The organism is Arthrobacter sp. Y3221157, assembly GCF_059089865.1.
The window spans coordinates 141501-166867 of the sequence record NZ_JBNHFD010000001.1 but is presented as its reverse complement, the minus strand read 5'-3'; the positions used below and the strand labels follow the sequence as shown (position 1 = coordinate 166867).

The window sequence follows — 25367 nt, the reverse complement described above, 5'->3', positions numbered from 1 at the left end:
TCTAGGCCGGGAGCACCGGCGGGGCGGGCGGTCCGTCGAACATTGCGCCGGTGCTGGCCTGCGGCACCACGACATGGACCGCGTTCCGCTGGATGGTGAAGTCGGCGGGGGTGACGGCTGCAATCTCGCCGTCGAGGTTAACCGGCATCGGCGGTTCGGTGACCAGCCGGACGGACCGGCTGGTCAAGTGGTACACCCGGTCATGCTCAACGAAGCTTCCATCCCGGAGCAGCCGTGCGATCTTCACGTGTTCCCGAAGCGGTGCTGCCAGGATGACGTAGATGTCGAGGATGTGGTCATCGATCCCGGCCGTGGGAGAAACCGTGTTGCCGCCGCCGTAGTGCCTGCCGTTGCCGACGGCCACCTGGAGCAGGCCCTCGAGCTGCAATGGCTCGTGGTCCCCGTCCGGGAACTCAAGCCAGGCGCGGAACGGCTCGTGCCGGGCATATGCCCGAAGGGTGGCAATGCCGTACGCCAGCGGCCCGAGGCGCCGCTTCAGGCCGGGGCTGAGTGCCTCAGTGACCCGGACGGACAGGCCGGCGGAGGCGACGTTGAGGAAGGGCTGGCCGTTTGCCCGCCCGAGGTCGATGTCCACCACCTTCCCATCCGCGATGGCGGCACACGCCTGCGCCAGGTTGTCCGGGATCTCCAGGGTGCGGGCGAGGTCGTTGGCGGTGCCCAGCGGAAGGACTCCGAGGATCACTTCTGTGCCGGCAATCCGGCCGGCGGCGTAGGAAACCGTCCCGTCGCCGCCACCCACGACCACCAGGTCATGCCCGTCCGCAACCACCCGGTCCAGCGTCCCGGCCAGCTCCGCCCCCGAATGCACCTGATGCACGGCGGAGACCGGCACGCCTGCCTTGTGCAGGGCATCCACCGCCAGTTCGCGCGCGGCGGCCCCCCGGCGTGATCGGGAGTTGATGATCACGGCAGCGGAGCGGGCCTCTCGGGCAACCTTCATGTGGGACATGTTAGGTCCATCTGGCCGGGAAATGCCTGCGGGCGCCCCCTCCGCCGAGTGGTGGAGGGGACGCCCGTCATACCTTTGCTATGGGTTGGCTGGTGCTACGGGTTGGAGAGGGCCGCTGTTGCCAGTTGGGGCTCCGACGGAGCATCCGGATCGCGGACGTCTGCGGCGGGCCGGGCTGCGGCGGCATGCTCTGCCAGGACACCTGTCTGGTGCCGGATCTTCAGGCGGTACAGCAGGGTCCCGCCTACAGCGACGGCGCCCACGAAGAGCACCCCGCCCCACTGCAGGTACCACTCAAAGGGCGGTACCGAGTTGTAGATCTCCGGCCGGGGCCAGATCAGGTTCAGCGTCATGGCGCCGCCCCAGAGGACCGCGAGGATATTCACGGGGAGACCCCACTTGCCGAGGCTGAAGCCGGCTTTTCCGTGGCTTTCGTCGGACAGCGGCCACTTCTTCAGGAAGCGCCGCCGCAGCAGCGGGACGGTGACCAGCAGGTAGGAGAGGTAGATCAGGACAATGCTGATGCTGGACAGGATGGTGAAGATCGCGGGCTGGGAAACGTTGACGATCAGGGGCATGATGGCGATGAGTCCGATGACGATGGCCGCCACCGTGGGCGTCTTCCGCTCCGGGTGCACTTTGCTGAGCTGGCGGCTGAAGGGGAGGTTGTTGTCCCGGGCCATGGCGAACATCATGCGGATGGCTGCGGCGTGGACGGCGAGGGTGCAGACGAACACGGCGACCACGATGCACACCAGGAAGGCCTTGCCGAACGGGCCTCCCAGCACGGAGAGCACGATGTACTGCAGGCCGCCGTCGGCAGAGCCCAGCTTGGGGTCGTTCAGGTCCGGGGCCGCCAGGAGTCCGCCGAGGAGAATCAGGCCGCCGAGGATGAAGGACGCCGTGATTGCCCGCAGGATGGCCTTGGGGGCAGTCTTCTTCGGATCCTTCGTCTCCTCGCCGAGGGAGCTGGCGGTGTCAAAGCCGTACATCACGTACCCGGAAGCCATGGCGCCGATCAGGAACACACCGAAGAAGCCAAGGTCGTGGTCCATGCCGTAGCCCTCGGTGCTGAAAAGGACTTCCGGGCCCCGCACCACGTGCCAGGCAAGGGCAAGGATGAGGAGCACGGCGGCGGCGAGCTCCACGAAGACGCCGATGCTGTTGATCTTGGTCATCAGCTTCACACCGAACGCGTTGATGAGCGTGGAGATGGAGATCATGATGCTGGCGAGCAGCACGCCGTTGAGGGCGAAATCGTAGGTCCCGGTGCCGTCTCCGATGATCTGGAAACCGGACCAGATTTGGGGCAGGGTGAGCTGGAGTGCCAAGGCCACGGCCCCGAGCGCCACGATCGAGGAAATGAGCAGCAGCCAGCCCGCCAGCCAGGCGAACGTCCCCGACGAAAGCTGTTTGGCCCAGTTGTAGACCGATCCAGCCACCGGATAGCGGCCGGCCAGCTCGGCGAAACAGAGGGCCACCATGAGCTGGCCGGCGAAGACGATGGGCCAGGACCATGCGTAGGCCGGCCCGGCCATGGAGAAACCAAAGTAGAACAATTGAAAGACGCCGGTGAGGATGGAGATATAGCTGACGCCGGCCGCGAAGCTGGCAAACTTGCCGATGCTGCGGTCCAGGGTCTGGGCATAGCCGAACTCGTCCATGCCACTTGAATCAGTACCCTTGCTGGGTTCCAACATCCGAACTCCTAGATGAGAAAAGCACGATGGTGATGCCCCGCGGCCGCCATTGGACGCGGGTGACATCGGTGGCCGGGCGCCACGCCTGCAGCGCCCGGCCGTTCCCCCCAAATGCTGTTGCTAGCCGGCGGTCCCCACCCCGGCGCCGGCAGATGGGCCAAACCAGCCGCTGGGTGCGGGCTGGATGTTCTGCCAGATATGTTTTGCCTCGCGGTACTCGTTGAGTCCCGCGCTGCCGAGCTCCCGGCCGATGCCGGACTTCCCGAAGCCGCCCCACTCCGCCTGCGGGACGTACGGGTGATAGTCGTTGATCCATACTGTTCCGTGCCGGAGGCCCCCCGCAACACGTTGCGCCTTTGACCCGTCCGAGGTCCACACCGCGCCTGCCAGACCGTACTCCGTGTCGTTGGCGATGGCCACGGCTTCGTCCTCGGTCCGGAATGTCTCGACGGTCAGCACCGGGCCGAATGACTCCTCCCGCAGCACGCTCATGCCGGAGCGGCAGTTGCCCAGCACCGTGGGCGGGTAGAAAAAGCCGTCGGCAAGTGGTCCCTCGTCCGGGATGTAGCCGCCGCACAACAGTTCGGCGCCCTCCGCGATGCCGGCCTGGACGTAGGCGTGGACCTGGTCGCGGTGCTTGGCGGAGATGAGCGGCCCCGTCTCGGCGTCGGGATCGAACGGCCCGCCCATCCGGATCTTTTTCGCCCGTTCCACCACCTCAGCCACGAACCGTTCCGCGATGCACTCTTCCACGACGAGCCGGGCCCCTGCCGAGCAGACCTGGCCGGAGTGCAGGAACACGGCGGTCAGGGCGTTGTCAACGGCGGCGTCCCAGTCCGCGTCCGCGAAGACGACGTTGGGGTTTTTTCCGCCGAGTTCGAAGGCGACGCGCTTCACGGTTTCCGCGGCGGCGGCCATGATTGTCTGGCCGGTGGCCAGGCTTCCGGTGAGGGAGACGAGGTCGACGCGCGGGTCCGAGCTGAGCGGGCCGCCCACCTTCGACCCGCTTCCGGTCACCAGGTTTGCGACGCCGGCGGGAACCCCGGCTTCGGCAAGGGTCTCCATGAGCAGGATGGCAGTGGAGGGCGTGAGCTCGCTGGGCTTGAGCACGAACGAGTTGCCCGCGACGAGCGCCGGGGCCACCTTCCAGGCAGCCTGGAGAAGCGGGTAGTTCCACGGGGCGATGAGGGAACAGACGCCCAGCGGCTCGTACACCACACGGCTGATGGCGTTCGGGCGGCCGGTGTCGATCACCCGGCCGGCGTCGAGGCCGGCGACTTTTCCGTAGTACCGGAAGCACGCGGCAATGTCGTCGATGTCGTATTCGGCTTCGACGAGGCGCTTGCCGGTATCGAGCGCCTCGGCCCGGGCATAGGCAGCCTTGTCCCGCTCCAGCAGTCCGGCCACGCGGAGCATGACCGCCCCGCGCTCAAGGTCGGTGAGCCGCCGCCAGGGGCCGCCATCGAAGGCTGCACGTGCACTGGCGATGGCCCGCTCCGCGTCCTCCGCCGTCGACTTGGCGACAACTGCCACCTCTCTGCCGTCCGCGGGGCAGCGCACGACAGTTGTGCCGCCGTCGGACGCCTCCTGCCAGGTGCCGTCGATGTACAGGCCTTTGACAGTATCGTGCCCCTGCCCGGCCTGGTGGACCTGCTCAACGGTGGCTGTCATTGTTGCTCCTTTTCCTGTGCGTTAATCATGCCTAGGCCCTGCCTGCCGGGACACCGGCGGCGTTGCGATCCAGCGGGCTGATGCCGTGGCGGTAGAACTCCGCGTGTTGCGGCGCCAAGGGTGTCTTGCCGGCGATCAGGTCAGCAGCCTTTTCCGCGAGCATCATCACGGGCGCGTAGATGTTGCCGTTGGTGACGTAGGGCATCGCGGAGGCATCCACCACGCGGAGGCCCCGGGTGCCGTGCACGGTCATGTCCAGGGGGTTTACCACGGCCATCGGATCGGAATCCGGGCCCATCTTGGCGGTGCAGGACGGGTGCAGCGCCGTCTCGGCGTCGCGGGCCACCCAGTCCAGGATCTCGGCATCGGTCTGGACCGCACGCCCGGGCGAGAGCTCCCCGCCGTTGAAGGGGTCCATGGCGGACTGGCCCAGGATGTCGCGGGCCACGTGGATCGCCTCGACCCACTCACGGCGGTCCTGGTCCGTGGACAGGTAGTTGAACACCATGGAGGGGTGCACCGTGGGGTCCGTGGACTTGATCTTGAGGGTGCCGCGGGCGTCGGAGTACATGGGCCCGATGTGCACCTGGTAGCCGTGCTTGGCATCCGCTTTCTGGCCGTCGTAGCGCACGGCCACCGGGAGGAAGTGGAACATCAGGTTGGGGTAAGCCACGTCCTCGTTGGAACGGACGAAGCCGCCGCCCTCGAAGTGGTTGGTGGCGGCCGGACCCTTCCGGCCAAACAGCCACTGCATGCCGATCCACGGCATGCGCCAGACGTCCAGGGCCGGCTGCATGGACACCGGCTGGGTGCAGGCGTGCTGGATGTAGACCTCGAGGTGGTCCTGGAGGTTTTGTCCGACGCCGGGCAGGTTCACCACGGAGTTGATGCCCAGGGAGTTCAGGTGGGCGGCGTCGCCCACACCGGAGAGCTGGAGCAGCTGCGGCGTGTTGATGGCACCGCCGGCCAGGATAACCTCGCCCGCGTTCACCTGGTGGGTCTTGCCGTTGCGGCGGTAGGTGACGCCGGTGGCCACGTTGCCCGTGAAGTTGATCTTGGTGGCCAGAGCCCGGGTCAGGACGGTCAGGTCGTTCCGGCCGAAATTGGGCCGCAGGTAGGCTCGCGACGCCGAGAGCCGCTGGCCCTTGTGCACGTTGCGGTCAAAGGCTGCGAAGCCTTCCTGGCGGTAGCCGTTGACGTCGTCCGTCAGGGGATATCCGGCTTCCTGCGCGGCGGCGAAGAACGCCTGGAAGAGTGGGTTCGTGGCCGGACCGCGTTCCAGGACCAGCGGGCCGTTATGACCGCGGAGTTCGTCGTCCGGGTCGGCGGCGAGCGCGTTTTCCATCCGGTTGAAGTACGGCAGGCAGTGCGCAAAGTCCCAGGTTTCCATGCCGGGGTCGGCGCCCCAGCGCTCGTAGTCGAGGGGGTTGCCGCGCTGAAAGATCATGCCGTTGATGGAGCTTGAGCCGCCCAGGACCTTGCCGCGGGCATGTGCCACGCGGCGGCCGCCCATGTAGGGCTCGGGGTCCGACTCGTAGCGCCAGTCATAGAGCGGGTTGCCGCTGGGGAAGGTGAGCGCGGCGGGCATCTGGATGAAGAGGTCCCAGGGGTAGTCGCTCCGCCCGGCCTCAAGGACCAGGACACTGGCCTGGCCGCCGTCGCTCAGCCGGTTGGCGAGCACGGAGCCCGCGCTTCCGCCGCCGACGATGACGTAGTCGTAGTGGGTTTTTGTCATGCTGCAAACTCTCCTTCTACCTGGCGCCGGTCAGTGGCCCAGGGCGGGTCGTCGTTTCTTCCGAATACGAAAGGTTGACCGTGTTAGCCGGAGAATCCGCGGTATTCCCTGGTGTGGCGTAGGTCATAACCAAGGAGAGTAATGCACTTTGAACAAGTGTTCAATAGGAAAGCTGGACATCTGTTCAGGAATTTCCGGCACCGAAACATCCGGCTGCGTTTGGGTGCGGAAAGAGGGTGGCGGGATGTGGCACATGTCGGACTTCCGCCCGAATGTGACGAGCGCTATGGCGGGGCAAAAGGGCGCGCCGGCTTACGGCATGGAGGCCCGGCCTCTCCAGGTGACGGTGCCGCGTAGAGGCTGCTAAGCGGCGAAGGCGATCTCTTCGGTGCGGGTAATGCTCCGCCGGATGGATTCCTTGTCCACGCCGAGGAGCGCAGTCAGCCACATTCCGTTCTGCACAACGACGATGTCGGCCGCACGCTCCCTGCATTGCTTGCCGGACAGCTCCGGCCTGGCATTGGCTATGAGGGCTGCGAGCCCGTCCAGGTAGCGGTCAAAGGCCGCCGCGTTGATCAGGGCAAAGTCTTCGTGGGCCCTCGCGAGCGCCCACAGGTGAAGGCGCAGGGACAGGTACCGCGTGGTCAGGAGTTCCGGGCCGGCAACGCGTCGAAGGGCGTTCTGGAGCTGCTCGTCCGGAGGCAATGCAGGGTCCGGCGCAACGAGCGCGAGGTCGTGTTCGTCGACGCTGTGCAGCACGGCACGGATCAGGCTCGACTTGTCTTCGTAGTAGTAGTTCACCAGCCCGAGGGCGACCCCTGCCTCCCGGGCAACGGCACGCATGTTCACACCCGAAATCCCATGGCGGGACAGCAGGTCCAGCGCCGCTTCAAGAATGCGCTGCTGCCGGTCAACCTGCTCGCCCTGTTCACGGGAGTTCACGGTGCTTGTGTCCATCCGGCCAGAATATGGGGAAACCGCGGCTGCTGCACCTCGCCGTGCCTGGTGATGAACCCGCCCCCTGCCACTAATGCGCCTGGCCGGCGCCTATTTCGACGATAAGAACGCCGGCGGAAATGAGCAGGATCCCGAAAGCCACGGTGGGCGTCAGTGGCTCCTTGAACAGCACACGGCTGGCCGCCGCTGTCAACGCCACGCCGCAGGCCACCCAGATGCCATACCCCACGCCAAGGGGCATCCCATGGTCAAGCGCCAGGCTCAGGAAACCGAAGGCGGCAACATAACCCAGGACGATGGGAACCAGCCACAGCTTCTTTTTCAGGCCCTCCGAGGCGCGCAGGCACATGGTTGCCGCAACTTCGGTGAGGATGGCCAGGCCGAGGAAAAACCAAGTCATGCCTGCTCCTCCCCGCGGGCGGTACGGTGCCCTTTTTGCGACCCGGCTTCGACCGTGATGACGCCCGCCAGGATCAGCGCGATGCCGAAGCCCATCAGCCAGGTCAGCGGCTCGTCGAAGATCGCCGCCGACAGCACCGCAGTCGCGGTGACGCCGCCGGCGCCCCAGGCGCCGTAGGCGACGCTGATGCTCATTCCCAGACGCAGGCAGACGGTCAGCAGGAAGAACGCGGCGGCATACCCGGCCACAACCAGGACATACCAGCCCGGCGCTTCAAGGGCCGCCTTCAGGGCAAGGGTGGCACTGACTTCCGTGACGATGGCCCCGCCGAGGTAAAGCCAGCGCTTCACTCCGTTCCCCCTTCACCGATCAGGCCGAGGAGGTGGGCCACGATTGCCGCCCTGTCCGCTTTCCCGGGCGCACCCACGCCGCTGGCCTGGGCAGCCCACAGTCCATCCGCCGCCAGCCGGACAGTCAGAAGCCTCGTCCGCTGTGCAGGTGGCGTCCCCTCAGGGATCAGGAGCCAGTGATCCAGATGCCGGGCCCAGGCCTCCTGCAGGTCAGCCCGGCATGATGAGTGGAACCACAAGGCCCACTCCGCGCGCATGTTCTGCCCGTCAGCCGCCGCCTGGACATAGGAGCGGTACCGTTCCTCCACTGTTCCTTCGCTGCCGCCGGCGAGCGCGGCCATTCTGCGCTCCAGCTGGCAGGCAGCGTACTCGACCAGGGCGACCATCAACGCATCCCGGTTTGGAAAGTGGTACATCAGACCGGGCTTGGTGACGCCTGCCTCGGAAGCCACCGCATCGAGGGTGATGGCGGCACCCTGGCTGCGCGAGGCCACACGCAGGCCCGCTTCAAGGATTTGGGGACGCTGGCTCTCTCTCACACTGAAACTTTACCATCCAGACGGTAAAGTTTGAGCGCCGGTCACGCCCTCTGCAAGCCGTCCCAAAAAGACGCAGCGCGACGTTTCTTGACGCTCCACTACGCCGTGTTGAGCGTCCGCGTCGTCCCGTGAACGCCTGCTACAGGAACGATTGTGGCCCCGCTGGGGGCTCCGTACTCTCGACTCAGCATCAGACCCAGCAAAGGAATTCCAATGTCAGAACCAACAGAGAAGAGCCCGCAGAACGCGGGAAACTCCACCCGCATTGTCGCCGGCCAGGCAGCACCCAAGCGGCCCCTTGGGCTGAAGATCGGTATCGCCGCAGCAGTCCTCGCCCTCGTTGGCGGAGGCGCCGCCGTCGCCTCCGCCGTCAGCAGCAACAACTCCGGCACTGCCCCGGCGGCCGAGGCCGCCCCCGCCGGTAACCCCGCAGCCGAACTCAAGCTTGGCTACTTCGGCAACGTCACCCACGCTCCCGCATTGGTGGGCGTGAGCCAGGGCCACATTGCCAAGGAGCTCGGGGACACCAAACTCAGCACCCAAGTGTTCAACGCGGGCCCCGCAGCGATCGAGGCGCTCAATGCCGGAGCCATTGACGCCACCTACATCGGCCCCAACCCGGCCATCAACTCGTTCGTCAAGAGCCAGGGCGAGTCGATCCACATCATCGCCGGCGCCGCCGCAGGAGGCGCGCAGCTGGTGGTCAAGCCGGAGATCAACTCCGCGGTGGACCTCAAGGGCAAGACGCTCGCCTCGCCGCAGCTCGGTGGCACGCAGGACGTGGCCCTCCGCGCCTGGCTCGCCTCCCAGGGCTACAAGACCAACGTGGAGGGCAGCGGCGACGTCGCGATCAACCCGACCGAAAACGCCCAGACGCTCAAGCTGTTCCAGGACGGAAAGCTCGACGGCGCGTGGCTGCCGGAGCCGTGGGCGTCGCGGCTCGTGCTGACCGCCGGAGCGAAGGTGCTGGTTGACGAAAAGGACCTCTGGGACGGTTCCCTCTCCGTCAAGCCCGGGGAGTTCCCCACCACCATCCTCATCGTGAACCAGAAGTTCGCGGCCGAGCACCCGGACACCGTGAAGGCGCTCCTCAAGGGCCACGCGAAGTCGGTGGATTGGCTGAACAGCGCGTCCGGCGCCGAGAAGGCCAGCGTCATCAACGCCGCCCTCAAGGAGGCGGCCGGCGCGGAGCTGAAGGCGGACGTGATCGACCGCTCGCTGAAGAACATCGTGTTCACGGTGGACCCGCTGGCCGGAACCTACCAGAAGCTCCTGGCCGACGGCGTCACCGCCGGGACCACCAAGCAGGCCGACATCAACGGCATCTTCGACCTCACAGCACTCAACGAGGTGACGGACGGGAAGACCTCCGCGGCCGGCCTCGGCAAGGAGTAGCGGCGGCAAGACAGCGTTTATCCGAACAGCGCCCGCTTTGGCAGGACGGCAAGCCGTCTCCGCTGAAGCGGGCGTTTGCCGCTCCGCCCTACCCGGCCAGGCTCCCGTTCATCTCAGCCCGCGTGGGCGGATTGGCTCCGGGGCGGGAGACGGTAACGGCGGCTGCCCGGGCAGCGTGCTCAAGCAGCTCGGCGAGGCTTTCGGCAGGCAGTTCACGGAGGTCCTTGCGGTTTTGGGCACCGTCCAGGCCGCGGTCCACGATGCCGGACAGCAACGCGGCCATGAAGGAATCCCCAGCGCCCACGGTGTCTGCCACGTCCACCTTGGGGGCCGGGCACTCCGCCTCCCCGGCTGCCGTGATGCCCCAGGGCCCGGCCGCGCCGCGGGTGACCACCACCATCGCCGGCCTTTCGGTCCTGCCGAGGGTCATCCACCGCCGGGCCGATTCCAGCACATCCTCCCCCGGGTACAGCCAGGCCAGGTCCTCATCGGAGGCCTTGACCACGTCCGCGAGGGACACAAACTTCTCAGTATGGCGGCGGGCGTAGTCCACGTCCGTGATGATGCTGGGCCGGCAGTTGGGATCAAAGCTGATGGTGGCGGACGGGTGCGCGTATTCGACGGCGGCCAGGACGTCGGTTGCGCCCGGCGCCAGCATCGTGGCAATGGACCCGGTGTGCAGCAAGGTGGTGCCCTGCAGCATGAAGCCCAGCCGGTCGGCGATGCCGGGAAGCTCCCAGGCGAGGTCGAACGTGTAGGTGGCGGCGCCGTCGTCGTCCACCAGGGCGGTGGCCACGCTGGTGGGCAGGTCATCCGGGCCGAGCGGAAGCATCACTGAACTGGCGCGCAGGTGCGCAGCCACGGAATCGCCGTAGGCGTCCCGCCCATAGCGGCCGATGAACTGCACCGGGTGGTCCAGGCGGGCCAGGCCCACCGCGACGTTGAGCGGGCTGCCGCCCACGTGGGCCTCGATCCCCGAGGCGCGCTGGACAACGTCAACAAGGCCTTCGCCAATAACAGTGAGCATGGTCATACTCTGCCAGACATGGGCCGCTGCCAGCAGTTCGTGTCAGCGCAGCAGCACCGCCACCAGTTCCCGGCACGTCCGGTAGGCCTCCGCGCCGGGATCGATCAGCGCGAAGTGGTCGCCGGGGACGCTAACCAGCTGCGGGGGCACCGACCCGGAGCGGCCCGCGTCAACGTACGCTGCGGACATTGCCGGTGGGACGTCGTCGTCATCCTCGGCATGGACGGCGAAGACGGGGACGTCCAGCGGCAGCGCGGCCACCGGATCCGCGTACCGATGCCGGCCGGGAAAGTCCGACGGAGGTCCGCCCAGCAGGTTGGCTACCGCATCGTTGCTCAGGTGGAGCCTTTCGGCCCCGGCCAGGTCCAGGACGCCGGACTGGCTCACCACGCCCGCGAGCCGGACGCCCGCGCGGTCCGCCCGGACCTCCCGGTCCTCCTCCGGCAGGCCCAGAAAGCCCAGCCTGTCCCTTCCCGCCGCCCAGACCGCGAGGTGCCCGCCCGCCGAATGGCCCAGCGCCACGACCTTTGCCAGGTCCAGAGAGTGAGGCCCCGCCAGTTCACGCAGCTTGTCGATGCCGGCCAGGATGTCCTGGAAGGTGCCCGGCCAACCGCCGCCGTTGCCTGCCCGCCGGTATTCCAGGTTCCAAGCCGCGACGCCATGCTCGGCCAGGTCCAGCGCCAGCGGTTCGCCCAGTTCCGCGCCGTACGTTGAGCGCCAGTAGCCGCCATGGATGACCACCACCACGCCCCGCGGCCCCGTTCCAGCCGACCGTACGGGCAGGAAAAGTTCGCCCCATTGACTGGAGTCCGGGCCGTATTGGTAGCGGTGGCGCTCGATCATGAGCCGAGACTACAGCGGGCGCGGCACCTCCGCCGTGCCTTGCCCGGGCTTGCCCTGCATGGTTAGCTGGGGGTCCATCCGGCACATCCTTGGGGGAATCATGAGCCAGGTCCGCACCTCGTCTTTGTATACGCGCACGCTGTTCAGCGGCATCGCCCTCGGCGTGCTCGCCGTCCTCATCATGTTGTCCTCGAACTGGTTCATGCAGGGAATCGGCATCAACGCGCTCAACAGCGGCAACCCCGTGGCGGCCTTCCTCGCCCAGCTGTACGGGTTCCTGGCACTGGCGTGCCTGCCGTTTTCAGCCGCACTTATTTCCGCTGCACTGGTGATGCGGTTCCTGGACCTCCGGCTGCCCGGCCCTGGGCTGCCCGCACCGGCCGCCGGCCGCGAAGGCGTGCCGGATGGCAACGGCGAGTAACGCCGTCGTCCTTTAGCGTTTGGCAGGGGACCTTTGTGGGCACGTTTCTGTCATGGATTCCTCTCAAACGGTGACCACAAACGATTCGACGGTCGACGACTGGACCCGCGCCCTGGCCGAGTCCACCGGCTCGCCCGGTGGCGGCGCCGGCACGGGCGTCATGCTGGCCATCGCTGCATCCCTGGCCTCCATGGTGGCCGGCTACTCGGAGAAAGAGGACGACGGCGGCATGGTTGCCTCCATCAGGGAACGCGCCCAGCAGCTCCGCCGGGAAGCCCTCCAACTTGCCGATGACGACTCCGCGGCATCCCGGGCCTTCGGCGCCGCGTTCCGGCTGGACCCGGGACCGGAGCGGGACGAGGCCATCAGCAACGCATCCGTGGACGCTGCCAAGGCCTCGGCCGTCCTCGGCGAGCGCGCCATCGAAGCCATTGACGACCTCGCCTGGCTGGCGGACAAGGGGAACCCTGCCTTGGTCGCCGACGTCGTCGTCGCGTTCGGCGCCCTCCGCGCGGCGGTGGCCGGGGCGCGGACAAACGTCAGCTTCGACTTGGGGTCGCTGCGGTCCGCCGGCACCTCACTGGAGGACGTCCGGGAGCAGCACCCGGACCTGTGGGCCAATGTGGAACGCCTCACCGCCGCCCTGGACCGGATCGACGGCCTGGCAGCCGGGATTGATGACCGCGCCGCCCCCACCGATAGCATCTGAGGCGGCGGTGGCCACCTCGGCCCTGGCCGTCCCGCTGCTGTTGGGGGCGGGCGGCGTGGGTGTTGAACTAGTTAGGCGTCCTCAAGCTGCAGGTGTGGTGTGGGCCGCCGGAATCCGCGGGTCAGGAACGCCAGGTACACCAGCCCGAGCCCTGCCCAGGCCAGACCCAGTGAGAAGGACAGGCTGCTCAGGCTTGTCCAGAGCCAGACGGTCAGCACCAGCCCGGTACCGGGCAGCACCAGGTTGTTGACCAGGCCCTTGGGTCCGCGCTCCTTCTGGTTGATGAAGTAGTGCTTGATGACGGACAGGTTGACCACCGAGAAGGCAACGAGGGCGCCAAAACTGATCAGCGAGGAAACTGTGGTCAGGTCGAGCACCAGGGCAAGCAGTGCCACCGTCGAGGTCAGGACGATCGGGACCACCGGTGTCCGCAGCCGCGGGTGGAGCCGTCCCAGGACTGCGGGCAGGACGCCGCTGCGGCCCATGGAAAAGATGATGCGGGAAACCGACGCCTGGGACGTCAGCGCCGACCCCAGGCTGCCCGCAATGTAGGCGGCGGTGAAGAATGCCACCAGGAAGTTTCCACCCGCAGTGCCCACCACTTCGATCGCTGCGGAGTCCGGGCTGGCAAAGGTGCCCACCGGAAGCAGCAGGTGGCTGATGTAGGCAAGGCCCAGGAAGATCAGGCCGGCCAGGACGGTGGTCAGCATGATGGCCCGGGGGATGTTCCGCTGCGGGTTCCTTGTTTCTTCGGCGAAGGTGGAAACCGCGTCAAAGCCCAGGTAGGACAGGCACAGGATGGCGGCGCCGGCCAGGATGGGTGACAGTCCGCCCGCACCGTCCACTCCTGTGAAGGGGGCCAGGAGGTCAACTGTTCCCGAGCCGCTGACCGAGACCCAGGCGAGCACAACGAACAGCACGATGAACAGGCCCTGGAGTCCCACCACCACGAAGTTGGCCCGGGCCACGGCGGTGATGCCGACGATGTTCAGCACGGTGACGGCCACGATCGACACGACGATGAACAGCCACGCCGGCACGCCCGGGAAGGCAGCGTTCAGGTAGATGCCGATCAGCAGGTAGTTGATCATTGGCAGGAGCAGATAGTCGAGCAGCAGGGACCATCCGGCCATGAAGCCCAGCCCCGCACCGAACGACCTCGTGGCGTACGTGTAGGCGGAGCCGGCAAACGGGAAGGCCTTGGCCATCCGGCCGTAGGAACGGGCGGTAAAGAGCATGACCACCAGCGCGGCAGCGTAGGCGGCCGAGAGGCGCCCGCCGGTCAGTTCGACGACGATTCCGTAGGTGCTGAAGATGGTCAGGGGAACCATGTACACCAGGCCGAGCAGCACCAGCGAAGGAACCCCCAGCACGCGGCGCCAGCCGGTTCCGTTTCTTTCGGCCTCAGTTTCGGGCGGGCTCCCCTTCGCGGGGTTCTGGGTATCAAAGGCGGAGGTCATGGGGGGTCCTAAAGGTTCAGGCCTGCGAAGTCGGGGCGGTACAGGGAACGGGAACGATCTGGGGAGGACGGTGCGCCCGGGAGCCTGGCCACGCCGTTCGTGGCCACTTTCCTTCTGTTGACTTAGATGCTTGCGAAAGTCCAACCGGCACTCCATAAATGAATGGTGTTCATTTAGTAAACCAGTGACGCCGGTCACGGGTCAAGGGCCTGCTTTGTATTACGGCCGCGTCATGTGGGGCCGGCCAAGGCCTCCAAGTCGCATTCCCGTCCCCTGTCCTACCCCCGCCGTAAGCTGGGAGCATGCCGAGTAACTGGGAAAGCCTTGACGCGCCGCTGCGTGATTCCGTGCAGCACAACGTGGAGGTCTACGAGCGCGTCCGCCCCGCCCTGAAGCTTGTCACCAAGGACGTCCTGCTGATCATGCGGGACATGTTGAAAGACACCGAGGTCACCCCGCTCTTCGTCACCGGCCGCACCAAAACGGTGGAATCGTTCAGGGAAAAGATCTCCCGGACCGAGGAGCCGCTGGAGCCGGGCGGGCCCCGCGTGCTGAAATTCCCCGACCCGTTCCGGACCCTTAATGACATGGTGGGAATCCGGGTGATCACCAGGCTCCCGGCCGAGAACGCGACCGTGGCCAACCTGATCAAGCGCCAGCGCCAACTCTTCGACTGCCGCGGCGACCGCGAGAAGGACATCGGCTCCATCGAATCGGGAACCTACGGGTACTCCAGCCGGCACCTGATCCTGCGGACCATCCAGAACGAGGCCGTTAAGGAATACCAGCAGGTCTTCAACCCGGACGCCCAGCCCAACGGCAGCTACTTCTTCGAGTGCCAGATCCGCACCATCTTCGCGCATGCCTGGAGCGAGATCGAGCACGACATCCGCTTCAAAGCCGAGGACCCGCGCGCCTGGACCCCACATTTCGACCGCCAGTTCACTGCCACTGCCGCCATGCTCGAAACGGTGGAGACGGCCTTCGCGGACCTGCATGAACGCTACGAGGAAGTCCGCAGCTTCTGGGACATGGACGGCGAGGGCGCCGCCCCGCTCACGCCCAACCGGATCCGCGACGTTTGGCGGACCCTGCTTCCGCACGTTGACCGCAAGGTGGACGACGACTGGGGCTGGGCTGCCGAACTCCTCGCCGCGCACGGGCTCAACCAGACCATGCAGCTGGCCGGGCTGCTCACCGCCAACCGCATCACCGAGGTCCGCAAGGCTTTGGACCACCGCTACTCCCCCGGCCCGGACCGCCTCCTCGATGACCTTCTGCTGTGGCAGTACGGCACGAAGCACATCGACCTCACTGCCGAGGCTTCCGACGCCGTCCCGCACCCCCGGCGCGACAGCCTCCTGCGCCGGCTCAAACAGATCGAGCGTTACCGGCTGACGAAGAAGTAGGGGGCGGAGGCAGCTGCTGTGATGCGATGCTGTTCACCTGCTGCCCGCGCCCGCCGACGACCGCTCCAGGTTGAAGTAGGAGCGGCCGTCCGGCGGGCGGATGTCCGCTACCGAATCGGTGAAGATCCGCATCGGGTGGGGCGTGAACGGGTGCTCGGCAATTGCGTCGAAGTCGAGTTCGATGCCGAGGCCGGGGTTGTCGGGGATGATGACGTCGCCTTCCTCCGTCAACTGAAGGCGCTCGTTGGAGATGTCACTCCGCCAGGGAACGTCTGTGGCCATGATCTCCAGGTACCGGAAGTTCGGCAGCATGGCTGCCAACTGAAGTGTGGCTGCGGTACTGAGCGGGCCACTTGGATTGTGTGGGGCAAACGGAATGTAGTGGGCCGCCGCAAGCGTGGAGATGAAGGACAGTTCCAGCAGCCCGCCGGCATGGGTGACGTCCGGCTGTATGTAATCCACTGCGTTCCGCGCGAGGACGGGAACGAAAGTATTCCGCCCGAACCACCTCTCGCCGGCGGCGATCGGCACGGGCGACTTGGAACGTACCTCGATCAGCGCGTCGATCCCATCAGGAGGACACGGCTCCTCGAAAAACACAGGCTGGAACTGTTCAAGTTCGCGCGCCACCCGGATCGCGGTGGGCACGTCGAACCGGCCGTGCCCTTCGATGAACAGCTCAACATCACCGCCCACGGCCTCCCGGACGGCAGCGACAGGCTCAAGCATGCGCCGCAGGTCCCCCGGCTCCAGCGTCAGGTCCGCGGCTTCGAACGGATCCCATTTGAGCCCGCGGAACCCTTGGGCAACAGTCTGCACCGCGGCGTCGGCGAAGTCCTCCGGTGACGAAGCTCCGGAGAACCAGCCGTTGGCGTAAGCGCGCACCCTATCACGGACCTTTCCGCCCAGCATCCGGTGCACGGGCACGTCGAGCGCGCGTGCGGAAACGTCCCACATGGCCATTTCGAGGGCACTGAGCGCAGTCATCGATACGGGTCCGCCACGCCAGTACGCATCGCGGTTCACTTCATAGATGTTCTGCGCTACCCGGGTAGGGTCCTTGCCGCGCACCGCGTCGGCAAGGACGGCCACGGCGCCGAGGACTGCGTGTTCGTGCCCTTCCAACGTTGCCTCAGCGACGCCCGTGATGCCGGCGTCTGTGCTCAGCCGGACAAAGATGAGGTTGGTCCGGTAGAAATCGACGACGACGGTGTCCAGGTTGGTGATTTTCATCGTTGAGGCTTCATTCCTTTTCAGCCACTGCGGGAGGGGCGGTGGAGTCACGGACGATCAGGTGGGTGGCGAGTTCCACCCGGTGCGAGTCGGGGAATTCACCGTGGGCCTGCCGCAGCACTGACCGCAGCGCCGCACGTCCCATCTCTTCAAGCGGCTGGGCTACGGAGCTGAGCGAGGGGACGGATTCGGCGCCCTGCTTGGTTCCGTCGAAGCCGATGAGGCTGATGTCTTCCGGGATCCGAATGCCATGGCGTCCTGCTTCGCTGAGGACACCCAGGGCGATGGTGTCGCTGCCTGCAAAAACCGCAGTGGGGGGCTGGTTGAGCTTGAGCAACTCCTGGAAGCCGGCAACACCGCTTTCCCGCCGGAACCTGCCGCCGGAAATGATGTATCGGGGATCTACCGTGATGCCGCGTGCCATCAGGGCCGCCATGTAGCCGTGCAGCCGCGCCTGGTTGCACTCTGCGTTCTCGATCCCGCCGATGTAGGCGATGCGGCGGTGCCCCAGGTCGAGCAGGTGTTCGGTGGCGGCCTTGCCGCCGGCCCAGTTGGTAGCGCCCACACTCACCACGTCAGCTGATGGCGGGTTCAGCGGATCGATGACGACGACGGGAATCTTGCGGCGCCGGAAGGCCTGCAGCTGTGCCTCGCTGAAGGCGGAGGTCACCACGATCATCCCTGCCCTCCCCTCGTCCAGCATGCGCTGGGCCCGCCGCTCAGGACTGGGCAGGCTGGAGTTTCCACGGCCGGTGACGCTGACGAGGATCTCCACGTCGGCACCCGCAGCGAACTGCAGGATCCCGTTGAGGACCTCGATCATGTAGGCCGAGTCCAGCACGTCGATCACTACCTCGACAATGGTCCCGACCTCCACCGTGGTCCGTCGCAGCTGGGGGGACTGGTAGCCGGACTGCTCAAGTGCTGCCAGGATGCGGGCGCGCGTCTCCGGGGCAACATCTTCGCGACCGTTAACCACTTTGGACACTGTGGGCGCCGAGACACCGGCCTGCCGCGCCACAGAGGCGAGCGTCGGCTTGGTCCGCGGCGGCGTTTTCGTTGTCATGGCGATCGCAATCTTTCGAATATTCCGGAGATCCAATTCTGTCCGTGCTTGCTTCCAGCGTCAAGACACGGCCTTAGAGCGCAGGGATGCTCCGAAATTTCCCGCCACTTTCTCTTGACCCCCATGGATTTAGCGGCTTTAGTTTAGAGAGTGATCTAAACCACAAGTTCGAAATATTTCGAAAAAAGTGGAAACGGAGCCGCCGCTCCGATACTTGCAAAGAAGCAATTTCCAGATGGAGAAGCAATGAAGCAGCCCCAGACCTCCCGCCGCTCTTTCCTCGCCCTTGCAGCCCTTACTCCCTTTGCGGTCGCAGCAACCAGCGCCTGCGGCACCTCGGGGCCGGGAACCTCAAGCGCAGGCGGGGGTGCCAGCATGTGGTATCTGTCCGGCGAGCCGAACCAGACCACCATGCAGAAGGCCGTCGATGCGTTCAATTCGGCGAACCCGGACAACAAGATCCAGGTCACCTACTTTCAGAATGACGCCTACAAGACCAAGATCAAGACCGCTATCGGGGCCGGCCAGGCACCCACCATCATCTACGGCTGGGGCGGCGGCACGCTGAAGACCTACGCAGAAGCGAGCCAGGTGGAGGACCTGACCGGCTGGTTCGAGGAGAACAAGGACCTCAAGGAAAAGTTCTTCCCTTCCTCCTTCGGCGCAGCCACCGTGAACGGCAAGATCTACGCCCTGCCCAACCAGTACGTAGCCCCGATCGTCCTGTTCTACAACAAGGAACTGTTCGAGAAAGCCGGCGTCCAGCCGCCCAAGACCTGGGATGACGTCATGTCGCTGGTCAAGACCTTTAACGACATGGGCGTGGCACCCTTCTCGCTCGGCGGGCAGTCCCGTTGGACCTCCATGATGTGGCTGGAATACCTGCTGGACCGCATCGGCGGCCACGAGGTCTTCAACGCAATCTTCGAGGGCAAGCCGAATTCCTGGCTGGACCCGGCTGTGATTGAGACCGGCACCAAGATCCAGGAACTCGTTTCCGCTGAAGGTTTCATCAAGGGCTTCTCCTCGATCACCGCAGACTCCAACGCCGACCAGGCCCTCCTGTTCACAGGCAAGGCCGCCATGATGCTGCACGGCACCTGGACCTACGGCGGGATGAAGAAAAACGGCCAGAACTTCGTCCAGGACGGGAAACTGGGCTTCGTCCAGTTCCCCACGGTTCCCGGTGGAAAGGGCGACCCCAAGAACGGCGTCGGAAACCCGGCCCAGTACATGTCGATCTCCTCCAAGGCGAACGAACAGGAAAAGGAGTCCGCGAAGAAGTTCTTCAAGGACGGCATCCTGACCGAAACAGTCATTGACACCTACATCAACTCCGGGTCCGTACCCATTGTTAACGGCATCGAGGACAAGCTGGACAAGTCCGAGGACAAGGAGTTCCTGAACTTCGTCTACGACCTGGCCAAGAACGCCCCGAACTTCCAGCAGTCGTGGGACCAGGCCCTGAGCCCCACCGCAGCCGAGGCCCTGCTGAACAACATCGACCAGTTGTTCCTGAAGTCGATTACGCCGCAGCAGTTCGCCGAGAACATGAACGCCACCCTCGGAAAATGAGTAACACCGTCTCCACCGCGCCCCGGACTGCTGTCACCAGGGGCGAGTCCGAACAAACCGGGAAGCGCAAGGCCGCACTTGCGTGGCTGACTGTGCCAGCGCTGTTCTTCTTCCTGGTCTTCGCCGTAGTGCCGCTGGCCGGCGTCTTCATCCTCAGCTTCGCCAGCTGGGACGGCATCGGCGCCATCGGTCTGGCAGGCATGGCCAACTGGTTCTCCGTCCTCGCGGACCCCGGCCTGTACAACGCCCTGGGGCTGACCTTCCTGATCATGATCGCCTCCTGGCTGGTGCAGACGCCGATCAGCCTCCTCCTGGGGGTCTTCACGGCAGGAAGCCAGCGTTACCGCGCAGCCCTGGCAGTGCTGTACTTCCTGCCCCTGCTGCTCTCCTCAGCGGCGGTAGCCATTGCGTTCAAGGCCCTGCTGGATCCGAACTTCGGCCTGGCCACGGGTCTGGGCCTGCCGTTCCTTGCGCAGGACTGGCTTGGTGTCCCGCACCTGGCCCTGGGACTGGTCATCTTCGTGATCGCCTGGCAGTTCGTACCGTTCCATACGCTCATCTACCAGGGCGGCGTGCGGCAGATTCCCAAGTCCCTCTACGAAGCGGCCGAGATCGACGGGGCGGGCGTCATCAAGCAGTTCTTCCACATCACGCTGCCCCAGTTGAAGTACACCATCATCACCTCATCCACCCTGATGGTGGTGGGATCGCTGACGTACTTCGACCTGATCTTCGTCCTCACCGGCGGCGGCCCGGGCAACTCCACCAGGATCCTTGCCTTGGACATGTACCTGCGGGGCTTCCGGGCCAACCTGATGGGCCCCGCCAGCGTCATCGCCGTCATCCTCGTCATCATCGGCCTTGCCCTTGCCTTGCTCCTCCAGCGCCTCGGAGGCAAGGACAAGCAGGGCAGCCAACTGGAAGGGCTGTAGCGTGAGCACCGTCTTGAACACCAGCACGGAGGAAACCAGGGCCGGCGCCGCTGCAGCCTCGTCAGGCCGCACACCGGGCCTGGGCTCCAGGTTCCGGCGGCTCAACATCCCCGCGGGGCTGGGCGGCTGGCTCTGGCTGGCCATCATCATCATTCCCGTGTACTACGTGGTGATCACCAGCCTGAAGACACAGGAAGGCTACTTCGGCCAGAACCCGCTGGCGCTCCCCACCTCGCCCACGCTGGAAAACTACCAGCTGGTCCTTGAGGCGGATTTCCCCAGGTACTTCATGAACAGTGCCATCGTGACGATCGGTGCCGTAGCACCCGCCGTACTGATTTCCTTCATGGCCTCCTTCGCCATCGTGCGGGGCAGCGGCAGGTTCCTGAAACTGGTCAACGGCATGTTCCTGATGGGCCTGGCGATCCCGCTCCAGGCGACGATCATCCCCATCTACCTGATGATCATCCGGCTCAACCTGTACGACAGCCTGCTGGCACTGATCCTGCCGTCCATTGCCTTCGCCATCCCTCTGACGGTCCTGATCCTGTCCAACTTCATCCGCGACGTACCGAACGAACTGTTCGAATCGATGCGGCTGGACGGCTGCAGCGAATGGCAGATCATGTGGCGGCTGGCCCTCCCGCTGACCCGTCCGGCCATCGTGACCGTCGCCATCTACAACGGCCTGCACGTCTGGAACGGATTCCTGCTTCCGCTGGTCCTCACCCAGAGCCCGGAGCTACGCGTGCTGCCCCTCGCTTTGTGGAGCTTCCAGGGCGAGTACAGCGTCAACATCCCGGCCGTGCTCGCCTCCGTGATGCTGAGCACGCTGCCCATCCTGGTGCTCTACGTCGTGGGCCGCCGCCAGCTGCTCAGCGGCCTGACCGCCGGCTTCAGCAAATAGAAAGGATTTCTCCTATGACCACCGCGAAACCCCTGCGGGTAGGCATGGTGGGCTACGCCTTCATGGGCGCCGCCCACTCCCACGCCTGGCGCACCGCGCCCCGGTTCTTCGACCTGCCGCTGCAACCGGAACTCACCGCCGTCGCCGGCAGGAACGTCGAGGGCGTACGCGCGGCAGCGGACAAGTTCGGCTGGGAATCGGTTGAAACGGACTGGCGCCGGCTGATCGAGCGGGACGACATAGACCTGATCGATATCTGCACGCCGGGCAATACCCACGCCGAGATCGCCCTTGCCGCCCTTGAGGCGGGCAAGCATGTGCTGTGCGAGAAGCCGCTGGCGAACTCCGTGGAGGAAGCCGAGCGGATGACCCTGGCCGCGGAGACTGCCGCCAAGCAGGGCATCGCCTCCATGTGCGGCTTCAGCTACCGCCGCACGCCTGCCCTGGCCCTGGCCAAGCGGTTCGTGGAACAGGGCCGGCTCGGCGAGATCCGCCACGTCCGGGCCCAGTACCTCCAGGACTGGCTGTCCGATGCCAACGCCCCCATGACTTGGCGGTTGGACAAGAGCAAGTCCGGGTCCGGTTCCCTGGGCGACATCGGGGCCCACAGCATTGATGCGGCCCAGTGGGTCACCGGCCAGAACATCACCGGGGTGTCGGCACTGCTCGAAACCTTCGTCCCTGAACGCCCCCTGGCGGGCGACCTTGTAGGACTGGGCGGGCACGGCGACCTCAGCAGCGACGCGCCCCGGGGGAAGGTCACCGTTGATGACGCGGCCATTTTCAGCGCAAAGTTCGACGGCGCTGCTTCCGCGGGTGCCATCGGCGTCTTCGAGGCCACGCGGTACGCGCTTGGCAGGAAGAACGCCATGCGGCTGGAAGTCAACGGCACCAAGGGCTCCCTGGCCTTCGACTTCGAGGACATGAACGTCCTGTCCTTCTACGACGCAGCCGAATCTCCCGACGCCGGCTTCCGCCGGATCTTCGTGACCGAACCCGAGCACCCCTATGTGGGAAATTGGTGGCCCACCGGGCACGGGCTCGGGTACGAGCATGGCTTCACCCACCAGGTGGTGGACCTCGTCACGGCAATCGGAGAAGGCCGTCAGCCGGAACCGTCCTTCGCGGACGCCCTGCAGGTGCAGCGGATCCTCGCGGCCGTGGAATCCAGCGCCGCCAACTCCTGCCAGTGGCAAAAAGTCTGAGCATGCTTCCGCACGCAACGAAGGAAACCTGATGACACGACCAATCACGCTTTTCACCGGCCAGTGGGCCGACCTGCCGTTTGAGGAGGTGGCCCGGCTCGCCGGCGAGTGGGGCTTCGACGGGCTTGAGATCGCCTGCTGGGGCGACCACCTGGACCCGCGCCGCGCGGCGGAGGACGACAACTACCTCCAAGGCCGGCTGGACATCCTGGAGAAGAACAACCTGCAGGCCTTCGCCATCGCCAACCACCTCACCGGCCAGGCAGTGTGCGACGACCCCATCGATGAGCGCCACCAGGGCATCCTGTCCCCGGAAATCTGGGGAAACGGGGAACCGGAAGGAGTCCGCCGCCGTGCAGCGGAGTCGATGAAGGACACGGCACGGGCAGCTGCGCGCCTGGGCGTCAAGACCGTCACAGGGTTCACCGGCTCGTCCATCTGGAAGGCAGTGGCCATGTTCCCGCCCGCCTCCCAGGCAATGATCGACGCCGGGTACCGGGACTTCGCGGACCGCTGGAACCCGATCCTGGACGTCTTCGAAGAAGACGGCGTCCGGTTCGCCCTGGAGGTCCACCCGTCCGAAATCGCCTACGACTACTGGACCGCCAAGCGCACCCTCGAAGCTATCGGGCACCGCAAGAGTTTCGGGCTGAACTTCGACCCGTCCCACTTCATCTGGCAGGACCTGGACCCCGTGATGTTCCTGCAGGACTTCGCAGAGCACATCCTCCACGTCCACGTAAAGGAATCCGTCCGCCAGCTGGACGGCCGCAACGGGCGTCTGGGCTCCCACCTTGCCTGGGCAGATCCGCGCCGCGGCTGGGACTTCGTCACGGCAGGGCACGGGGATGTGCAATGGAACCGGATCTTCCGGACCCTGAACGCCATCGGTTACACGGGCCCACCAGCATCGAATGGGAGGACGCCGGAATGGACCGCCTCATCGGTGCACCGCAGGCCCTGGCGATGGTCCAGGAACTTGCCCGGATCGCCCCGCCCGCAGCCGCGTTCGACGCCGCTTTCGCCACCCGCTGAACAGACGACTCAAGAGGAAAAAATGACAACCCAGAACAAATCAGCACTGGTGGTGCGCGGCGGCTGGGACGGACACCAGCCGGTCGAAGCCACTGAAGAGTTCATCCCCTACCTCAAGGAGCAGGGCTACGATGTCCGCGTCGAGGAATCCCCCAAGATCTACGCCGACGCCGACTACATGGCCGGGGTGGACCTGGTCATGCAGTGCATGACCATGTCCACCATCGAAAAGGACGAGTTCGCCGGACTGCGGGCAGCCGTGGAAAACGGCACCGGCCTGGCCGGCTGGCACGGCGGCATCGCCGACTCCTACCGCAACAACTCGGACTACCTGCACCTGATCGGCGGCCAGTTCGCCTGCCACCCCGGCAAGCACCCGGACGAGTGCAGCGGAGAACAGTCCGACAACTACGTTCCCTACACCGTCAACATGCTGCCGGCAGCCGCCGAGCATCCCATCACCAAAGGCATCAAGGACTTCGACCTGGTCACCGAACAGTACTGGGTCCTCTCCGACGACTACATCGACGTCCTCGCCACCACCACCCAGAAAGTCCGCGAGTGGGACCCCTGGAACCGTGAAGTCACGTCCCCGGCCATCTGGACCCGCCAGTGGGGCAAAGGCCGGATCTTCGTCGCCACCCCCGGCCACCGGGTGGAAATCCTCCAGGACCAGAACGTCCGCACCATCATCGAAAGGGGCCTGCTGTGGGCAAGCCGTTGAAAGTAGGGATCGTTGGCTGCGGAGCCATCATCGCGCAGTACCTCGTCAACTTCCGCAAGCTCAATGACATCGAACTCGTGGCGGTGGCCGACCTGGATCCGGCGCGGGCGCAGGCGGTGGCGGAGCAGTACGACGGCGTCCGCGCAGTGTCCGTGGACGAACTCCTGGCCGCGGACGACGTCGAACTGGTCCTGAACCTTACTATCCCGGCGGCGCACGCCGAGGTGGCGCTGAAGGCGATCGCGGCGGGCAAGAGCGTATACGGCGAGAAGCCCCTTGCTGCCACCACTAGGGAGGCGCGGCAGGTGCTGGACGCCGCGCGGGAGGCGGGCGTCGTCGTCGGCTGTGCTCCTGACACCGTGCTTGGCACCGGCATCCAGACGGCACGCAAGGCGATCGACGACGGCCTCATCGGCGCACCCGTCTCCGCGAGCGCCACCATGGTGACCCCCGGCCACGAGCGCTGGCACCCGAACCCGGACTTCTACTACCAGCCTGGCGGCGGGCCCCTCCTGGATATGGGCCCCTACTACGTGACCGCCCTGGTGACCCTGCTGGGGCCGGTGGTGTCGGTGGTGGGCGCGGCCAGCCATACCCGGAACGAGCGGACCATCGGCTCCGGGCCGCGGCAGGGTGAAAAGATCCCCGTCACCATCGACTCGCACGTGACCGGTGTCCTGACCCATGCGTCCGGTGCGCTCTCCACCCTGTTTATGAGCTTCGACGCCGTGAAGTCCAAGTCCCCGAACATCGAGATCCACGGCGAGCGCGGATCTCTGGTGGTCCCTGACCCCAACCATTTTGACGGCGACGTCCAGCTGTTTTCCCTTGGGGCAGAGGACTGGCAGACGCTCCCCGTGTCCGCTGGCTACGTGGACTCCGGACGCGGCTTTGGGATCGCGGATCTCGCCTCCACGGCGCCCGGCACTGAGCCCCGCGCCGGCGGTGCGATGGCTTACCACGCCCTGGAGGTCATGGAATCCGTGCTCGAATCAGCGCACAGCGGTTCGGCTGTCCGCATCACCAGCACGGTGGAGCGGCCGGACAGCGTGGAGCTGACTGTCCTGGCGGAGGACGCGCTTCAGACCCAGGAAGCATCCTAGG

At 65.9% G+C, this 25367-nt stretch carries 23 protein-coding genes and 1 pseudogene; 11 read left to right on the top strand and 13 right to left on the bottom strand.

The window, feature by feature from the left end; translation table 11 throughout:
• Position 1: 1 nt before the first annotated feature.
• The 8 genes from AC5RTT_RS00770 to AC5RTT_RS00735 all read right to left on the bottom strand — a co-directional run bounded on the left by AC5RTT_RS00770 (position 2) and on the right by AC5RTT_RS00735 (position 8322).
• On the bottom strand, positions 2-961 hold the full coding sequence (locus tag AC5RTT_RS00770; RefSeq protein ID WP_494143582.1) for a lipid kinase: 960 nt from the start codon (positions 959-961) through the stop codon (positions 2-4).
• A gap of 104 nt (positions 962-1065) precedes the next feature.
• Complete coding sequence (locus tag AC5RTT_RS00765) at positions 1066-2670, bottom strand: APC family permease (RefSeq protein ID WP_494143581.1); 1605 nt, start codon at positions 2668-2670, stop codon at positions 1066-1068.
• A gap of 120 nt (positions 2671-2790) precedes the next feature.
• Complete coding sequence (locus AC5RTT_RS00760) at positions 2791-4341, bottom strand: aldehyde dehydrogenase family protein (RefSeq protein WP_494143580.1); 1551 nt, start codon at positions 4339-4341, stop codon at positions 2791-2793.
• Between the two features lie 31 nt (positions 4342-4372).
• Positions 4373-6076: a choline dehydrogenase gene (gene betA, locus AC5RTT_RS00755; protein WP_494143579.1), complete on the bottom strand. Its 1704-nt coding sequence runs from the start codon at positions 6074-6076 to the stop codon at positions 4373-4375.
• A 363-nt stretch (positions 6077-6439) separates the two neighbouring features.
• Entirely contained in the window at positions 6440-7033 is a 594-nt protein-coding gene (locus AC5RTT_RS00750) for a TetR/AcrR family transcriptional regulator (RefSeq protein WP_494052781.1), read from the bottom strand.
• Between the two features lie 70 nt (positions 7034-7103).
• Positions 7104-7433, bottom strand: a complete 330-nt coding sequence (locus AC5RTT_RS00745) for a DMT family transporter (protein ID WP_494143578.1) — start codon at positions 7431-7433, stop codon at positions 7104-7106.
• Entirely contained in the window at positions 7430-7783 is a 354-nt protein-coding gene (locus tag AC5RTT_RS00740; RefSeq protein WP_494143577.1) for a DMT family transporter, read from the bottom strand. Before AC5RTT_RS00740 ends, AC5RTT_RS00745 begins: the two co-directional genes overlap by 4 nt.
• The gene (locus AC5RTT_RS00735; protein WP_494143576.1) at positions 7780-8322 is read right to left on the bottom strand and encodes a TetR/AcrR family transcriptional regulator; all 543 of its coding nucleotides are present in this window, start codon (positions 8320-8322) and stop codon (positions 7780-7782) included. Before AC5RTT_RS00735 ends, AC5RTT_RS00740 begins: the two co-directional genes overlap by 4 nt.
• A 213-nt stretch (positions 8323-8535) precedes the next feature.
• On the opposite strand from AC5RTT_RS00735, the gene AC5RTT_RS00730 reads away from it, so the two are divergent.
• Entirely contained in the window at positions 8536-9717 is a 1182-nt protein-coding gene (locus AC5RTT_RS00730; RefSeq protein ID WP_494143575.1) for an ABC transporter substrate-binding protein, read from the top strand.
• Positions 9718-9805: 88 nt separating this feature from the next.
• On the opposite strand, the gene AC5RTT_RS00725 is transcribed toward AC5RTT_RS00730, so the two are convergent.
• Positions 9806-10744, bottom strand: coding sequence for a carbohydrate kinase family protein (locus AC5RTT_RS00725; protein WP_494143574.1), 939 nt, complete (start codon positions 10742-10744; stop codon positions 9806-9808).
• A gap of 42 nt (positions 10745-10786) precedes the next feature.
• Positions 10787-11587 (bottom strand): alpha/beta hydrolase, encoded by an 801-nt coding sequence (locus AC5RTT_RS00720; protein WP_494143573.1) that lies wholly within the window; start codon positions 11585-11587, stop codon positions 10787-10789.
• A gap of 58 nt (positions 11588-11645) precedes the next feature.
• Between AC5RTT_RS00720 and AC5RTT_RS00715 the strand changes: the two genes are divergently transcribed.
• Positions 11646-12008, top strand: coding sequence for a hypothetical protein (locus AC5RTT_RS00715; protein WP_494143572.1), 363 nt, complete (start codon positions 11646-11648; stop codon positions 12006-12008).
• 52 nt (positions 12009-12060) lie between these two features.
• Complete coding sequence (locus AC5RTT_RS00710) at positions 12061-12717, top strand: cyclodeaminase/cyclohydrolase family protein (protein ID WP_494143571.1); 657 nt, start codon at positions 12061-12063, stop codon at positions 12715-12717.
• A gap of 71 nt (positions 12718-12788) precedes the next feature.
• Here AC5RTT_RS00710 and AC5RTT_RS00705 read toward each other — a convergent pair whose 3' ends face one another.
• Complete coding sequence (locus tag AC5RTT_RS00705) at positions 12789-14177, bottom strand: APC family permease (protein WP_494143570.1); 1389 nt, start codon at positions 14175-14177, stop codon at positions 12789-12791.
• A 302-nt stretch (positions 14178-14479) separates the two neighbouring features.
• On the opposite strand from AC5RTT_RS00705, the gene AC5RTT_RS00700 reads away from it, so the two are divergent.
• Positions 14480-15586, top strand: a complete 1107-nt coding sequence (locus AC5RTT_RS00700; protein WP_494143569.1) for a GTP pyrophosphokinase — start codon at positions 14480-14482, stop codon at positions 15584-15586.
• A gap of 33 nt (positions 15587-15619) precedes the next feature.
• On the opposite strand, the gene AC5RTT_RS00695 is transcribed toward AC5RTT_RS00700, so the two are convergent.
• Both AC5RTT_RS00695 and AC5RTT_RS00690 read right to left on the bottom strand, forming a co-directional pair.
• On the bottom strand, positions 15620-16819 hold the full coding sequence (locus AC5RTT_RS00695) for a mandelate racemase/muconate lactonizing enzyme family protein (RefSeq protein WP_494143568.1): 1200 nt from the start codon (positions 16817-16819) through the stop codon (positions 15620-15622).
• 10 nt (positions 16820-16829) lie between these two features.
• On the bottom strand, positions 16830-17885 hold the full coding sequence (locus AC5RTT_RS00690) for a LacI family DNA-binding transcriptional regulator (protein ID WP_494143567.1): 1056 nt from the start codon (positions 17883-17885) through the stop codon (positions 16830-16832).
• 246 nt (positions 17886-18131) lie between these two features.
• Here AC5RTT_RS00690 and AC5RTT_RS00685 point away from each other — a divergent pair, with 246 nt between their 5' ends.
• The 7 genes and pseudogenes from AC5RTT_RS00685 (at position 18132) to AC5RTT_RS00655 (ending at position 25366) form a co-directional block, all read left to right on the top strand.
• Positions 18132-19460 (top strand): extracellular solute-binding protein, encoded by a 1329-nt coding sequence (locus tag AC5RTT_RS00685; protein WP_494143566.1) that lies wholly within the window; start codon positions 18132-18134, stop codon positions 19458-19460.
• Positions 19457-20392, top strand: coding sequence for a carbohydrate ABC transporter permease (locus AC5RTT_RS00680; RefSeq protein WP_494011259.1), 936 nt, complete (start codon positions 19457-19459; stop codon positions 20390-20392). Before AC5RTT_RS00685 ends, AC5RTT_RS00680 begins: the two co-directional genes overlap by 4 nt.
• A 79-nt stretch (positions 20393-20471) precedes the next feature.
• Positions 20472-21299 (top strand): carbohydrate ABC transporter permease, encoded by an 828-nt coding sequence (locus tag AC5RTT_RS00675; protein ID WP_494143616.1) that lies wholly within the window; start codon positions 20472-20474, stop codon positions 21297-21299.
• 14 nt (positions 21300-21313) lie between these two features.
• The gene (locus tag AC5RTT_RS00670) at positions 21314-22504 is read left to right on the top strand and encodes a Gfo/Idh/MocA family protein (RefSeq protein WP_494143565.1); all 1191 of its coding nucleotides are present in this window, start codon (positions 21314-21316) and stop codon (positions 22502-22504) included.
• Positions 22505-22535: 31 nt separating this feature from the next.
• Positions 22536-23539 (top strand): annotated as a pseudogene (locus AC5RTT_RS00665) (sugar phosphate isomerase/epimerase family protein).
• Positions 23540-23561: 22 nt separating this feature from the next.
• Complete coding sequence (locus AC5RTT_RS00660) at positions 23562-24263, top strand: ThuA domain-containing protein (protein WP_494011262.1); 702 nt, start codon at positions 23562-23564, stop codon at positions 24261-24263.
• Entirely contained in the window at positions 24248-25366 is a 1119-nt protein-coding gene (locus AC5RTT_RS00655; protein WP_494143564.1) for a Gfo/Idh/MocA family protein, read from the top strand. Before AC5RTT_RS00660 ends, AC5RTT_RS00655 begins: the two co-directional genes overlap by 16 nt.
• The last annotated feature ends 1 nt before the right edge of the window (position 25367 follow it).